This window comes from Aquirufa sp. HETE-40SA, from assembly GCF_054558635.1.
The window spans coordinates 362198-376650 of the sequence record NZ_JBPXKN010000001.1 but is presented as its reverse complement, the minus strand read 5'-3'; the positions used below and the strand labels follow the sequence as shown (position 1 = coordinate 376650).

Annotated in this window: 13 protein-coding genes and 3 tRNA genes; 6 read left to right on the top strand and 10 right to left on the bottom strand. The window is 35.6% G+C overall.

Going from position 1 to position 14453, the window contains the following annotated elements:
* The first annotated feature begins 1 nt into the window (after position 1).
* Genes ACRZ9O_RS01720 through ribF form a run of 6 tightly spaced genes read left to right on the top strand, consistent with a single transcriptional unit; the run spans position 2 to position 4032 of the window.
* On the top strand, positions 2 to 577 hold the full coding sequence (locus tag ACRZ9O_RS01720; protein ID WP_459455764.1) for a bifunctional nuclease family protein: 576 nt from the start codon (positions 2 to 4) through the stop codon (positions 575 to 577).
* Positions 574 to 1458, top strand: coding sequence for a cell division protein FtsX (locus tag ACRZ9O_RS01715; protein ID WP_459455762.1), 885 nt, complete (start codon positions 574 to 576; stop codon positions 1456 to 1458). The genes ACRZ9O_RS01720 and ACRZ9O_RS01715 overlap by 4 nt, the downstream gene beginning before the upstream one ends.
* A 1-nt stretch (position 1459) precedes the next feature.
* Complete coding sequence (locus ACRZ9O_RS01710) at positions 1460 to 1663, top strand: DUF3098 domain-containing protein (protein WP_459455760.1); 204 nt, start codon at positions 1460 to 1462, stop codon at positions 1661 to 1663.
* Positions 1663 to 2451 carry an undecaprenyl-diphosphate phosphatase gene (locus ACRZ9O_RS01705; protein WP_459455758.1) on the top strand — a complete coding sequence of 263 codons (789 nt, stop codon included), beginning with the start codon at positions 1663 to 1665 and terminating at the stop codon, positions 2449 to 2451. Before ACRZ9O_RS01710 ends, ACRZ9O_RS01705 begins: the two co-directional genes overlap by 1 nt.
* Positions 2439 to 3128: a tRNA pseudouridine(55) synthase TruB gene (gene truB / locus ACRZ9O_RS01700; protein ID WP_459455757.1), complete on the top strand. Its 690-nt coding sequence runs from the start codon at positions 2439 to 2441 to the stop codon at positions 3126 to 3128. The genes ACRZ9O_RS01705 and truB overlap by 13 nt, the downstream gene beginning before the upstream one ends.
* Positions 3112 to 4032, top strand: a complete 921-nt coding sequence (ribF, locus tag ACRZ9O_RS01695; RefSeq protein WP_459455755.1) for a riboflavin biosynthesis protein RibF — start codon at positions 3112 to 3114, stop codon at positions 4030 to 4032. The genes truB and ribF overlap by 17 nt, the downstream gene beginning before the upstream one ends.
* On the opposite strand, the gene pheA is transcribed toward ribF, so the two are convergent.
* The 10 genes from pheA to ACRZ9O_RS01645 form a co-directional block, all read right to left on the bottom strand.
* Positions 4024 to 5100, bottom strand: coding sequence for a prephenate dehydratase (pheA, locus tag ACRZ9O_RS01690; protein ID WP_459455753.1), 1077 nt, complete (start codon positions 5098 to 5100; stop codon positions 4024 to 4026). The two genes, ribF and pheA, sit on opposite strands and share 9 nt — an antisense overlap.
* A 107-nt stretch (positions 5101 to 5207) precedes the next feature.
* A tRNA-Arg gene (locus ACRZ9O_RS01685) sits at positions 5208 to 5281 on the bottom strand.
* A 62-nt stretch (positions 5282 to 5343) separates the two neighbouring features.
* A tRNA-Pro gene (locus ACRZ9O_RS01680) sits at positions 5344 to 5417 on the bottom strand.
* An 11-nt stretch (positions 5418 to 5428) separates the two neighbouring features.
* A tRNA-Ser gene (locus ACRZ9O_RS01675) sits at positions 5429 to 5515 on the bottom strand.
* Between the two features lie 63 nt (positions 5516 to 5578).
* Positions 5579 to 7078, bottom strand: coding sequence for a glutamate synthase subunit beta (locus ACRZ9O_RS01670; RefSeq protein ID WP_459455751.1), 1500 nt, complete (start codon positions 7076 to 7078; stop codon positions 5579 to 5581).
* A gap of 6 nt (positions 7079 to 7084) precedes the next feature.
* Positions 7085 to 11653: a glutamate synthase large subunit gene (gltB, locus tag ACRZ9O_RS01665; RefSeq protein ID WP_459455749.1), complete on the bottom strand. Its 4569-nt coding sequence runs from the start codon at positions 11651 to 11653 to the stop codon at positions 7085 to 7087.
* Between the two features lie 200 nt (positions 11654 to 11853).
* Positions 11854 to 12279 carry an STAS domain-containing protein gene (locus ACRZ9O_RS01660; protein ID WP_459455748.1) on the bottom strand — a complete coding sequence of 142 codons (426 nt, stop codon included), beginning with the start codon at positions 12277 to 12279 and terminating at the stop codon, positions 11854 to 11856.
* A gap of 1 nt (position 12280) precedes the next feature.
* Positions 12281 to 13213: a phosphoribosylaminoimidazolesuccinocarboxamide synthase gene (locus tag ACRZ9O_RS01655; protein ID WP_459455747.1), complete on the bottom strand. Its 933-nt coding sequence runs from the start codon at positions 13211 to 13213 to the stop codon at positions 12281 to 12283.
* 11 nt (positions 13214 to 13224) lie between these two features.
* A complete protein-coding gene (locus ACRZ9O_RS01650) occupies positions 13225 to 13761 on the bottom strand; it encodes a hypothetical protein (RefSeq protein ID WP_459455745.1) in 537 nt (178 codons plus the stop codon).
* On the bottom strand, positions 13762 to 14439 hold the full coding sequence (locus ACRZ9O_RS01645; RefSeq protein ID WP_459455743.1) for a hypothetical protein: 678 nt from the start codon (positions 14437 to 14439) through the stop codon (positions 13762 to 13764).
* Positions 14440 to 14453 lie beyond the last annotated feature (14 nt).

Below are 14453 nucleotides of genomic sequence, written 5' to 3'. Positions count from 1 at the left end.
ATTGAAAGAGTATATTCCATTACGCATTTTATCTGTGAATCCTAGTTCTGTAGGAGCTAGTTCATATATTCTTTTATTAGAATCTGATAATTCACAGGCCCTGCGTTTTCCCATAGTCATTGGAAGTCAAGAGGCGCAATCTATATCTGTTTTTATAGAAAATATACAGACAAGCAGGCCATTAACACATGACTTATGCGTTAATATACTTGCACACTCTAATGTATCTCTTAAAAGAGTCATAATAACAGACTTTAAGGATGGTATATTTTACGCTAATTTAGAGGTATTCAAAGATGGAGAAATAACAAATATAGACGCTAGACCATCAGATTCTATAGCATTAGCTATTCGTTTAGCTATTCCTATTTTGATTTCTGAAAAGCTATTAACTGAAATTTGTATCCCTGAAGAAGAATTTTTAGATGAATTAGGTGAAGATTTCGAACTTGATGAGAAAGTACCAGTTATGAGGTCTAAGATTGAATTGGAAGATTTATTGAATAAAGCCTTACTAGAAGAGAATTATGAGGAAGCTGCCAAAATTAGAGATGAAATTGATAAATTATACTTATGAAATATTCTAAAAGTAGTCCACAATCTACCCAATTGACATTGGTTATTTCCATGGCGAGTTTGGCCTTTATACTTGCTATATTCTTCCAACTGTTTGTAAGTGTTAAATCTTGGGGTGATGAGATAAAATCACAAATGAAGGTATATGTATATTTAACCGATTCATTAGAAACTGCTGATTTAGCCTCAACAATTACTTATTTTAAAACTCGTCCTTATGTAAGTAAAAAAGAATTAAAACCTGATTTAGAGTTTAAATCAAAGTCACAGATAGCTTCAGAATTTTTAAAATCCTCTCAAGAAGATTATAAAACGCTATTAGGAGAGGAAAATCCCTTTAAAAATTGCCTGATATTGGGAATAAAGGAAGATTATAAAAATGAAGCTTCATTTAAACAGATTGTTGCAGAGATTCAAACAAGACCAGAAGTGTATGAGGTAACCTATCCTAATACTTTTATTGGGACCTTATTAGGGAAAATAAAGGCAGTAGGGTATGTGGGGTTAATTATGATAATCCTTTTAGTTTTATTCGTATACGTTCAATTAGCCAATAATATTCGTTTACATATTCATGGGAATCGCGTTTTAATTAAAACGATGCAGTTACTTGGAAGTACGAATGGATTTATCCAAAAGCCTTATTTATTGAATTCGTTACTAGTAGGCTTTATAGGTGGACTTATAGGTTATATCTTGGCTGACGGAGCTTTCTATTATTTTTCTACCTCAATTCCAGAGATTTCCTCTTTATTTTTTGAAATTAATAATCAAGTTCAGTTAGTTCTTGTCTGTGTCGGTTTTTGTACCTTATTCAGTTTAATCGCTTCTTTCTTTGCCATTTCAAAGTATTTAAAAATTCAACATACAAACTTATTCTAACATGAGTCAATCAAATATGCCATTAGGGGCCAAAGAAATAAAAATTCTCTTACTAGGTATTGGAATAATGTTAATTGGTTTTTTTGTAATGACCCTAGATAAAGAAGAATTTGGTTTTGGCTTTTTAGGCCTAACCCTAGGTCCTATTCTCGTTATAGTTGGAATTATTATTCCTGTGTTCTCACTTTTTAAGTGGAAGCGTTAATGACAGAGATTCTAAAAACTATCATTTTAGGAATAATTGAGGGTTTAACTGAATTCTTGCCAGTATCTTCAACGGCTCATTTAATTGTTTCTGAAAATTTATTAGGGATTGAAAATTCAAAGTTCCTTAATTTCTTTACGGTCTTTGTGCAGTTAGGAGCTATTGCTGCGGTACCATTTCTTTATTTCAAACGCTTATTCGCTTCGGGTCTATCCATTTACTATACCATTATTGCTTCCTTTATTCCTGCTGTTATTTTAGGTGTATTATTAGATGATTTCTTAGAGGCTTTATTTCAAGGATATTGGTTTATTGCCGGATCATGGATTTTAGGAGGATTGATTTTGATTAGAATAGATAGGTGGCTACCCACTCAAGTCGATTCAATAGAAATTCAAAATATCACTTATATTAAGGCATTTAAAATTGGTTTGTTTCAGTGTATTGCCATGATTCCAGGTGTTTCTCGTTCTGGGGCGTCTATAGTAGGAGGTCGAGTGCTGGGACTTAGCCATTCAGCAGCTGTAGAATATTCTTTTTTACTAGGGATTCCGACTATTTTAGGAGCTTGTGCAAAAAAACTGTTAGACTATCGAAATGATTTAGATGTCATATTTACAAAAGAACACATTCAGTTTTTGAGTATTGGGACGGTGATTAGTTTTGTTGTCGCCTTATTAACCATCAAATGGATGGTGGGATTCGTTAAACAACATGGATTCGCCTTGTTTGGCTACTACCGCATTATTGTTGGACTTTTATTAAGCGTGTACCTGTGGATGAGTTAATAGAGGTTCAAGATAAATTTTATGTAATCAACAAGCCTAAAGAATGGTCTTCTTTTGATGTTGTGAAGAAGATTCGTAATCTGGGCCGATTTAAAAAGATTGGTCATGCAGGTACGTTAGATCCGTTAGCCACTGGCATACTCATTATGTGTGTGGGAAAGTACACAAAGAAGATTGATTATTTCCAATCCCTTCCTAAAACCTACATAGGTAAATTAGTGTTAGGCAAAACAACTCCTTCGATAGATTTAGAAACCGAGTTTGACGGTGAATATCCAATTGATCATATTGATTCTAGTTTACTAGAGGATGTTCGTAAAACATTTTTAGGTTCTATTCAGCAAGTCCCTCCTATTTATTCTGCGATTAAACTCAATGGGCAACGTTTATTTACGCATGCGCGAAATGGCGTAAGTGCAGATGAATTAGAGATTAAGATAAGAGATGTCGAAGTGTATCGGATGGAAATTGATGTAACTGATTTTCCTGAGATTAGCTTTGAAATAGAATGTAGTAAGGGCACTTATATTCGTAGCATTGTACGTGATTTTGGCATAAAATGTAAATCAGGAGCATATATGAGTGAATTAGTTCGAACAAAAATTGGTGATTGGGGTTTAGATAAGGCACAAGAGGTGGCCAATTTTAATAGCGATTTACATGAAGTGCTTTTATAGTTTTGATACTGTACAGATTGAATCAGCAACCGCAGTTACGATTGGGATGTTTGATGGTTTACATTTAGGTCATTTGAAGGTTATTCAGGGATGTCTTAATGCAGCTAGGGAGAGTCGTCTTAAGACCTGTGTTATTACTTTTTCCAATCATCCAGCAGATTATTTTACGGGTAAACGAAATGAGCTATTAATGCCAATGCAAGAAAAAAAGGCAGCATTTGAAGCCATTGGTATAGATTATTTAGTGATTCTTCCGTTTGATACCTATTTAGTTGAATTACCAGCTACTCAATTTATTCAAGAACACATCATAAGTCGAATTAAAGCGACTAAGGTGATATTGGGCTATGATAACCATTTTGGTAAAAATAGAGAAGGCTCCATTTCTTTTATCAAAGAACATTTTTCGGTTCAGTTAGAAGCTATTTCGATTGATGTAGCCAAAGTTGACGAAGTAATCGTTAGTTCTTCTCAGATTAAGAAATTCCTATCTGAAGGAGAAGTTAAATGGGCTAATGCAATGCTAGGCCATCATTTCTCTATTGCAGGTGTAGTCATTCACGGCAATCAAAATGGCCGAAAAATTGGTTTTCCTACTGCGAATATGTCACTGAATGCAGATAATAAATTTATACCTCAATTAGGAGTGTATTTAACGGAGGTGCATATTCAGGCAGGAAAATATTATGGTTTAACGAACATGGGTTACCGTCCTACTCTAAATAAGGATGAAGGAATTCACATCGAAACGCACATTTTGGAATTTGAAGGAGATATCTATGGGCAAGGTATCGAAATACGTTTTACAGAGAAAATTAGATCTGAGAAGCGATTTGACTCCTTCGAAGAACTAAAGAATCAAATTGCTGCAGACTTGGCTTGGGCTAAATTATACCTAGCATAAATTCATATAACTGCCTAAAAAGACTATTTCGTCTCCTCTCTTTGTCAATAATTCTTGAATTTTTTGATCTAATTTATTGCCCTCAATATCAATAAAGAACCAAAATTTAAATTCATTGGTATCTTTTTGTGGTCTAGATTCTATCTTTAATAAGTTAATTCCTCGCGATTCAAAATCTTGTAAAAGAGACAACAAAGCCCCAGGCTTGTCATCATTCTTTAACTTAACGGCAAGACTGGTTTTGTCCTTATCTGTTTTCTTTAAATTTTCAACTTTAGAAATAATAAAGAAGCGAGTCTGATTTGCATCATTGTCCTGAATATTGTCAAAAAGAATCGGTAGGGAATAGATCTTAGCCGCAATATGCGAACACAACGCAGCTCCATCCTCTTCTTCTACAGCTAATTTAGCAGCACGTGAAGTAGAATCTACTTGAACAAAAAAATCTTCCTCTTGACCAGAGAAGTAATCATTTAAGAATCCTTTACACTGTTGAAAGGCGATGTCTTTCGAATAGATCCTCTTAATGCCTTGAATACCATTGTTTTTAGAGGCTAAACAGAAATTAACTGGAATGATTATTTCAGAAATAACGAACAGATTCTTTTCATTCAATAGATCCATTGTTTCTTTCACCATTCCTTCCTGGTTGTTCTCAATGGGTACTACACCATATTTAGCGCGACCAGTTTCGACAGACTCAAAAACAGATTTGATTGAAGGTAAAGAGATGTAATCAGCCACTGCCCCAAAACGATTTTCTGCGGCTTGATGAGTAAAACTACCTTCTGGACCTAAGTAACAAATGATTTCCGGTAACTCTAGATTACGAGAAACACCGAAAATTTCTAAAAAAATTGCCTCAATTGCCTCTTTCTTTAACTTACCCGTAAACTGATTTGATAATCGATCAACAATCTCCTTTTCACGATCGGGATGGTATATTATGACGTTAGATTCACGCTTTAATTTCCCAATCTCCTCGACAAACTCCATTCTTTTCACTAAAAGTGAAAGGATGGAATCATCTATGTGATCTATTTTATTTCTTAATTCAGGTATATTCATGCCTAATAATGAGCTATTTGACTCAATTTACGAATTTTAGCAGATTTAAGGAAGTGAAATAAAAAAAAGGATTTGAATAAATCCTTTCAATTAATAAGATAAATGTGTGATTCCGTTTGGATTCGAACCAAAGACCTACTGCTTAGAAGGCAGTTGCTCTATCCAACTGAGCTACGGAACCTTAATCAACATAAAAGTCAATTTACAATTGGTGTAAAACACTTCCTCATAAATTGACTTTTGTCGGGGTGGCAGGATTCGAACCTACGACCTCTTGGTCCCAAACCAAGCGCGATACCGGGCTACGCTACACCCCGAAAATTGACTGCGGAGAGAGAGGGATTCGAACCCTCGGTACCGTTACCAGTACGCATGTTTAGCAAACATGTCCTTTCGGCCTCTCAGGCATCTCTCCTAGCATTTAAGAGAGCACAAATGTAGTAAATATATTTAGTAAATGAAATATAAGGTTAAAAATTTATTTCGCCAATACATCAAAACTAGATACAGATTTGCCCTCTAAACTTGTTTTACCCATCAGATATAAATCCATATTCCGAGCAGCTTCTCGCCCTTCAGATATGGCCCAAACCACTAGTGATTGACCACGTCTTGCATCTCCAGCAATGAAAACCTTCTCATTATCAGATTGATAAGAAGAACTAGCTACTAAGTTACCACGCTCATCTGAATTTACTCCTACGGATGTTAATTGATCAAATAAACTGTTGTGATCTGTATGTAAAAAACCTGCAGCTACTAGTGCGATATCACAAGGAATCTTTCTAGTATTTATTACCTCTTGCTCCATTTTACCATCCTTCATGTTATAGACGATGTCACCAATAACCAAAGCTTCTAATTCACCCTTATCATTTTTAACAAATTCTTGCAATGAAATTGACCAAAGGCGCTCCACTCCTTCATCATGAGATGTAGAGGTTCGTAACATATTTGGCCAATTAGGCCAAGGAGTATTCGATGCTCTATCGACAGGAGGTTTAGGCATTACTTCAATTTGTGTAATAGAAGCAGCTTTATGACGATTGGATGTACCTACGCAATCAGAACCGGTATCTCCACCACCAATTACAACAACATGCTTTCCTTTAGCACTTATGTCAGCATTTGTATATTTCTCACCTTTGTGATTCACTTCTAGTGCTATAGAAGCATTACGCTTATTTTGTTGCGATAAAAATTCCATCGCAGGATAAATACCTATTGCATCATTTCCTTTAGCCGAAATAAAACGAGGAGTAGTGCTTCCTGTTGCTACTAAAACCGAATCAAAATCGTTAATTAAATTTGCCAATTTATCAGTAGTACCAATATTTGCATTGGTAATAAATCGAATTCCTTCTTGCTTCATTACTTCCACCCGGCGACTAACAACGGACTTATCTAATTTAAAATCAGGAATTCCATATCGCAATAACCCGCCTATTTGATCTGCACGCTCATAGACAGTGACTAGATGTCCAGCCTTATTTAATTGGGCAGCTGCCGCTAAACCTGCAGGTCCAGAACCAATGATTGCTATTTTCTTGTCCGTACGAACTTTAGGTACAAATGGAACAACCCAGCCTTCTGAATAGGCTTTTTCAATAATTGATTTCTCAATTAATTCAATAGCAACTGCTGGTTTATTAATTCCTAAAACACAAGATGACTCACATGGTGCGGGACAAATTCGCCCAGTAAATTCTGGGAAATTATTTGTTGTACTCAAAATATCGTAAGCATACTTCCAATTTTGCTCATAAACAGCATCATTGAATTCAGGGATGATATTTCCTAAAGGACATCCATTATGACAAAATGGTGTACCACAATCCATACAACGACTCGCCTGAGCTTCTGTGTCAGCTGTAGAATTTAGTTGTTCAATTTCTTTGTAATCATTCACACGCTCTGAAACTGCTCTTTTAGGGGCTAATTTGCGGTCAATTTCCAAAAATCCTGTAGGCTTACCCATTCTGTCTTATTTTAAATCTACTTTAATATCTTGATACACTCTGTCCTTATCAGCTAATACATCAGAAATACTCAATTTTCTTGTACTTAATGCATTCTTATAATCAACTGGTAATACTTTCTTAAATTGACTTGATAAGGCATTGAAATTATCAAAAACTAATTTCCCTTTCACTGAATTAGTCAGAGAAACATGTTTTTCTAAATACATTAAAATGATGTTCTTATCTTCTGGTGTTAGCTCAGTAATTTCTACCATCTCTCTATTCACCTTAGCGTCAAAGGTATTTTGCTCGTCTAATATATAGGCTACACCACCCGACATTCCTGCTCCAAAATTTCTACCTGTGTTACCTAAAATGATAACTAAACCTCCCGTCATATATTCACAGCCATGATCACCAATTCCTTCAACCACTACCTTAGCCCCTGAATTTCGAACACAGAAACGTTCACCTGCCATACCCGCTAAATAAGCTTCACCTGAGGTTGCGCCGTAGAATGAAACATTACCCACAATGGAGTTCTCTGATGCTTTAAAAGTTGCATGAGAAGATGGATAGGCTACGAGTGTAGCACCGCATAGACCTTTCCCAATGTAATCATTTGAATCTCCTTCTATTTCAAAATGGATACCTTTTACGGCAAAGGCACCAAAAGATTGACCTGCAGTACCTGTAAATTTAATGTGAATAGTATCAGCTGGCAAGCCCTTCTCACCGTACTTCTTCGTAATTTCATTCGATAAGATAGTACCAACAGACCTGTTAACATTAATAATAGAAAGTTCACTGCTTACTTTATCTCCTTTATCAATTGCAGGTTTCGCTATTTTCAACAACTCCCAATCCAATTGATCAGCTAATCCATGATCTTGTTCCTCTGATTTAAACACAGCTACACCATCGGCAAGAACTGCTGGGGCTAAAATTGGATTTAAATCTAAATTTTTAAACTTCCAATGTCCAGATAAGTCTTTCATTTCCAAAAGATCAACACGACCTACCATCTCTTCTAATTTTCGGAAGCCTAATTCAGCCATTATCTCACGCAATTCTTGGGCTAAAAAATGAAATAAATTCACTACGTGATCAGCTTGACCTGTGTACAATGCTCTCAATTCAGGATTTTGCGTTGCGACTCCAACCGGACACGTATTTAAGTGACACTTACGCATCATAATACATCCAGCAGTAACAAGCGCAGCTGTAGCCACCCCAAATTCTTCCGCACCTAATAAAGCTGCCACGGCTATGTCTTTGCCTGTTTTTATTTGACCATCGGCTTGAATCGTTACACGACCTCTTAGTTTGTTCTTCACTAGGGTCTGGTGTGTTTCTGCTAAACCAAGCTCCCAAGGTAAACCAGCGTGACGAATAGATGATAAAGGTGATGCTCCTGTACCGCCATCATAACCCGCTATCAAAATATGATCCGCATGGGCCTTAGCTACCCCAGCTGCAATTGTCCCTACACCCGCTTCAGAAACTAGCTTAACAGAAATCCTTGCAGCTCTATTCGCATTTTTTAAATCAAAAATTAATTGGGCTAAATCTTCAATTGAATAGATATCATGGTGCGGAGGTGGAGAAATTAGACCAACACCAGGCGTACTATGACGGGTTTTACCTATCCAATCATCCACTTTATGACCAGGTAGTTGACCTCCTTCACCAGGCTTAGCACCCTGGGCCATCTTGATCTGAAGTTCAGTAGCATTAGTTAAATAATTAGCTGTCACACCAAAGCGACCAGAAGCAACCTGTTTAATAGCTGAATTCATAGAATCACCATTAGACATCTTCTCAAAACGAATTGGATCTTCTCCCCCTTCACCCGTATTTGACTTACCACCAATACGGTTCATTGCGATAGCTAAAGTCGTATGTGCCTCATATGAAATAGATCCAAATGACATGGCACCTGTTGCAAATCGTGCTAATATATTTTCAACAGGTTCTACTTCCTCAATTGAAATTGCCTTACTTGACTTGAATTTTAATAATCCTCGAAGTGTTATCGACTTTTTACTCTGATCGTCAATTAATTGGGCATACTTCTTGTATACAGAATAATCGTTCTGTTTTGTTGCCTGTTGTAATAAATGAATTGTGGCTGGATTAAATAAATGCTCCTCTCCTCTCTGCTTCCACTGATAAATACCTCCAACTTCTAATTTTGGCGAATCTTGTTTTCTTAATAAATAACCCGAAGAATGCTTGATGAGCGCTTCTTTGGCAATAATATCTAAGCTAATACCTCCGATTCGGGAAATAGACCCACTAAAATAAGTATCCACCACCTCTTTACCTAAACCTAAAATTTCAAAAATCTGGGCACCTTGATACGATTGCAAAGTTGAAATACCCATTTTAGAGAAGATCTTTAATAATTCTCCATTAACGGCTTTGATGTAATTGTACTCTAATTTATCATAGCTCAAGTCTTTATTGACAAATCCTTGATCTTTCATTGCTTTGATTGTCTCAAAGGCCATATACGGATTTACCGCACTAGCACCGTAACCGATCAACGTAGCATAATGGTGTGTTTCCCACACATCACCTGCTTCAATAATGATACCTACCTTCGCTCTTTTCTTCGTGCGAATCAAGTGATTGTGCACAGAAGCCAAGGCTAATAAAGATGGAATAGGCGCATGTGAGCTATCAATTCCACGGTCTGTCAATAAAATAATGGAATAACCATCATCCACTGCATCTTCTGCGTATTGATTAATACGATCTAAAGCTTTCTTAAGAACACCTTCTTCTTCGGAGGCACGAAAAGTCATGTGTATCGACTTCGTTTGAAAATTTTCATGGTCAATCCAACGGATCTTCTCCACCTCTTTGTTACGCAAAACAGGTTGTTGAATCTCAATTTGACGACAATGTGAAGGGCTTTCTTCTAACAAATTCGATAAACCTCCGATATCAGACAAAAGCGACATAACCATTCGCTCTCGGATTGGGTCAATCGGGGGATTTGTAACCTGAGCAAATAATTGCTTAAAATAAGAGGATAAGTGTTGAGCCTTCTCAGATAAAACCGCTAAAGGCGTATCAATACCCATGGAACCCAATGCTTCTTTACCAGTTTCAGCCATTTGAGCTAAAACGATGCGGATATCTTCGGTTGTAAACCCAAAAATCTGTTGTCTAGAAACTAGCTCGATCGCCTTCGGTTGTCTGTACTCAGAACCGGCTTCTGGAAGATCTTCTACTCGAATTTTATTATTAATCAGCCACTCTCCATACGGTTGTTGTTGGCAAATTTTTTCTTTTAATTCTTCGTCTGGAATAATACGTCCTTGCTCCATGTCCACTACGAACATTTTACCTGGTTGTAAACGACCTTTAGATACAATCGTTGCTGGATCTAAATCTAAGACACCTGCTTCTGAAGCCATGATAACATGGTCATCTGACGTTACCCAATAACGAGATGGACGTAATCCATTTCTGTCCAATGTAGCACCAATCATTTTTCCGTCCGTAAACGAGATACTAGCTGGACCATCCCATGGCTCCATCATCGCCGCATGGTATTCATAGAAATCCTTTTTGTATTTCTCCATGCTCTCATTACCATCCCATGCTTCAGGGATTAACATCATCATGACATGTGGTAAAGAGCGTCCGGTTAAATACAATAATTCAATAGCATTATCTAAAATCGCAGAATCGGACTGTCCTAAGCTACATACTGGAAGAATCATGTCTAATTCTTCTTGTGTGAAGTATTTGCTAGAGAATAAAGCCGATTGCGCTTGCATCCAAGATGAATTACCTTTTACCGTATTGATCTCACCGTTGTGCGCAATAAAGCGGAATGGTTGAGCTAATTTCCACTCCGGGAAGGTATTGGTAGAGAATCGGGAGTGTACGATGGCCAAAGCCGACGTAAAATTCTCTTGAAATAAATCCAAGAAATAACCTGGAACCTGCATGGTCGTTAACATACCCTTATAAATGATGGTACGACAAGACAATGAGGCAAAATAAAACTTATTGTTTAGGCCCGCAATTGTTTCATTCAACAACTTAGACACATATTGTCTAAAAACATAAAGCTTTCTTTCAAAATCAATTTCAGTCGCGCAATCTGCTGGTCTTTCAATAAATAATTGTTGTATCGATGGTTCAGCGTTGCCTGAATCTGCTCCTGTGATTTCCGAATTATCTACAGGAACTATTCTATAACCTAAAATACGTAATCCTAATTTCTTAGACTTACGCTCAATGACTTCTTTGCATTCTTTAATTAGCGTTTCATCTTTAGGGAAAAAGACCATCCCTACTCCATAGTTACCTAATGAAGGTAAAGTAAATCCTAAAGAACTAGTTTCTTCTAAGAATAACTCGTGAGGTAGTTGCACTAAGACACCTGCGCCGTCACCTGAATTAGGATCACAACCACAAGCCCCTCTGTGATCCATACGAATCAACATTTTGATGGAATCTTGAACAATGCGATGTGATTTGATACCTTTTAAACTGGCAACAAATCCAATACCACACGCATCGTGTTCAAATTCTTTTCTGTACAAACCTACTTCATTCGGATTTCTCATAGGAAACTATAAATATTCTAATATAAACAATAATGAATCGAAAATAACTGAACCTGATTGTGAAGTCATTTCAGATAGATAATATACCTAATTTCAAATTTAATTAAAAATAAATTTGGCAAAACGATCTGTAGACAAAATATTCTTCGGAATTCGAATTATCAGAAATGCGAAATAAAAAATCTTACTAAAATGCAATTTTAGTCATAATCATCACCATAAGATTCGCCAAATTCACTCTCACCTTCAGTATCATCCTCATCTTGAAATTCATTTTCAAGATCATTTAAGTAGATAGCATCAACCCCTTCTTGAACAGTATTTAACAAGGTTAAATTTTCAATTTTGGCAGTGTCTAAACGCTCCGCAATACCATCATCCTTTGTCACAACGACAAATAAGCCACCTTCGTTTGTGCAAATCTTGGTTCCTTTTCGGATTGCAGAGACACCATATCCATCCAATTCAGCTATTTTAGAGATGTTTAAGATCATATTAGCATAGTCTTTTTTAAATAAAAGACGAATGGCATTTTCTAATTCCTCTGAATTAGTGGCTCCTAATTGTTCAGCCTTCCAATCAATAACGGCATAACTTTCGTTTTGTTCGAGTTGAAATGAATTCATATTAGACATGTTGCAAATACTGGATTGTGTTGTTAAAAATACGGTTATAGATATCTTCTTGCGGCTCTTTATGAAATGTTAAGCCGGTAATTTCTTCAAATAATAAAATATATCGCTCAGAAATTTGCTGAACAAATTCATCTGTAATAGTAGGAATGCTTTGACCCTCTTTTCCTTGAAAACCATTAGCAATTAGCCATTCCCTGACAAATTCTTTTGAAAGTTGTTTTTGAGCTTCTCCTTTGGCAAATAAATCAGCATATGGTTCCTTGTAAAAATAGCGTGATGAATCAGGCGTATGAATTTCATCCATTAACATGATCTTCTCATTATAAAGGCCAAATTCATACTTCGTATCTACTAAAATCAAATTCTTATCCGTAGCCATTTCTTGGCCTCTTTGGAATAAAAGATGAGTGATAGCACATAATTCATCCATATGTTCTTTTGAAACGATGCCCTGCTCTATAATAGCCTCAACTGAGATATCTTCATCATGTCCTTCACTAGCTTTAGTCGTTGGCGTAATAATTGGCGTAGGTAATTGTTGATTTTCTATCAGTCCATCAGGTAAATTAACACCACAAACTTCTCGTTTACCAGCTTTATACTCTCTCCAAAGATGACCAACTAAATAGCCCCTGATAACCATTTCTATTGCAAATGGCTCACATTTTAAACCGAATGCTGCATTAGGATCAGGCGTAGCTAATAGCCAATTAGGGACAATGTCGGATGTGTTTTTTAGAAAATAACTAGCAATTTGATTTAAAACTTGACCTTTAAAGGGGATTAATTTAGGTAAGACGACATCAAATGCAGAAATTCGATCTGATGTGATCATTAATAAATGGTCTCCTATTCCGTAAACATCACGTACTTTTCCTTTATAAAAAGACGTTTGATTTGGGAATTGATAAGGTGCTAAATTCATGGTTTAATTAATTAATAGATTAAATTTTTCTGCTTTTTCTTCATTAAATCAAGTAAAGATAGAGCTTCCTGTGTATTTATTTTTTGAGTTTGGCTGATCACCTGTGCCGAGGATGCCTGCTTTTTAAATCTGTTCTGGGGGAAATTTATTGCGTATAATTCATATGCTTTAACTAGTGTATCTACATTACCATTTTTTATGATTGAACTATGTAGATCTTCTAAACCCTTTTTGGATTGACCATTTTGTGCTTCAATATGACTATATAAAATGTCATTTGAAATTGAAAAGTCACTTAGTGCTAATTGAATTGACTTTTCATTTCTTTGATGTGTCTTTAATTCGAGTACAGCAATCAATTCCTCAATTTCTGCATTGACGAAAATAGATGAGTGCTGTATGGATTTAGCTGTTAAAAGAGCTTGACTATATTGTTGCTTGATTATTAACGAATTTAATTGATTGATTTGATCATTATAATCTTTAGATGATTTAGAATATAAACCATCATAGAATAGAATAAAAATATAAAATAGCGTAGTAAACATCTATATTTTAATAGCTTTCGTTGTAAAAACAATATCAATAAAAAGTAATAAAAGTATTGAAATGACGAAATATACCTTTACATAAGAATTACCAATCCAATTGGTTAGAGTACTATTCGTTGAGAAAAGAGAATTACCCTTTGTGTCTTTAGTAATAAAACTCCACTCAGTTCCTTTTAAGCTGTAAGTAATAAACTGATCATCTGCTGGTTTAAATCGTAATTCATCTAAAAATAAACGCTTTTTATGAATTATAGAAGATGCATGAGTCTGCTCTACTAGATTTTGAAATGACTCATAATTTGTAGATGGTATGAGTTGTTCAAAATTTCCCATTTTAGAATTATACAAAACTAATCCATAATAACTGTTTTTAGGTCTTTCTTTAAATTCCTGCTGTAGTTTATTCCAAGTTAAACTAGATGAATTAGCAGAAATAGCAAACATCATTATCTCCACCTTATCTCTTGATCTATTGACTGAATTAGTTAAATCTATTGTGTAAAAACAAAGTGATAATAAAGAAAATATTAACAGTAATCGAATAAAATACTTCAAAATTATCAATCTAGATATCTTGAAGACTTTACCTCTAGCCATATAATATTTGTAGCCAATCAATAAGGTTGAGCAAATAAAAATACTAATCAATAAGGTTCCTATTTCTTTTAAATTCATAAATGAGGAGAATT

What these genes read in the sequence shown, in the direction of transcription:
- ACRZ9O_RS01710 (WP_459455760.1), top strand. Translation starts at nt 1,460, where the DNA reads ATGAGTCAATCAAATATGCCATTAGGGGCCAAAGAAATAAAAATTCTC.
- ACRZ9O_RS01660 (WP_459455748.1), bottom strand. Translation starts at nt 12,279, where the DNA reads ATGAATTCATTTCAACTCGAACAAAACGAAAGTTATGCCGTTATTGAT.
- gltB (WP_459455749.1), bottom strand. Translation starts at nt 11,653, where the DNA reads ATGAGAAATCCGAATGAAGTAGGTTTGTACAGAAAAGAATTTGAACAC.
- pheA (WP_459455753.1), bottom strand. Translation starts at nt 5,100, where the DNA reads ATGAATATACCTGAATTAAGAAATAAAATAGATCACATAGATGATTCC.
- ribF (WP_459455755.1), top strand. Translation starts at nt 3,112, where the DNA reads ATGAAGTGCTTTTATAGTTTTGATACTGTACAGATTGAATCAGCAACC.
- ACRZ9O_RS01645 (WP_459455743.1), bottom strand. Translation starts at nt 14,439, where the DNA reads ATGAATTTAAAAGAAATAGGAACCTTATTGATTAGTATTTTTATTTGC.
- ACRZ9O_RS01715 (WP_459455762.1), top strand. Translation starts at nt 574, where the DNA reads ATGAAATATTCTAAAAGTAGTCCACAATCTACCCAATTGACATTGGTT.
- ACRZ9O_RS01650 (WP_459455745.1), bottom strand. Translation starts at nt 13,761, where the DNA reads ATGTTTACTACGCTATTTTATATTTTTATTCTATTCTATGATGGTTTA.
- ACRZ9O_RS01670 (WP_459455751.1), bottom strand. Translation starts at nt 7,078, where the DNA reads ATGGGTAAGCCTACAGGATTTTTGGAAATTGACCGCAAATTAGCCCCT.
- ACRZ9O_RS01655 (WP_459455747.1), bottom strand. Translation starts at nt 13,213, where the DNA reads ATGAATTTAGCACCTTATCAATTCCCAAATCAAACGTCTTTTTATAAA.
- ACRZ9O_RS01705 (WP_459455758.1), top strand. Translation starts at nt 1,663, where the DNA reads ATGACAGAGATTCTAAAAACTATCATTTTAGGAATAATTGAGGGTTTA.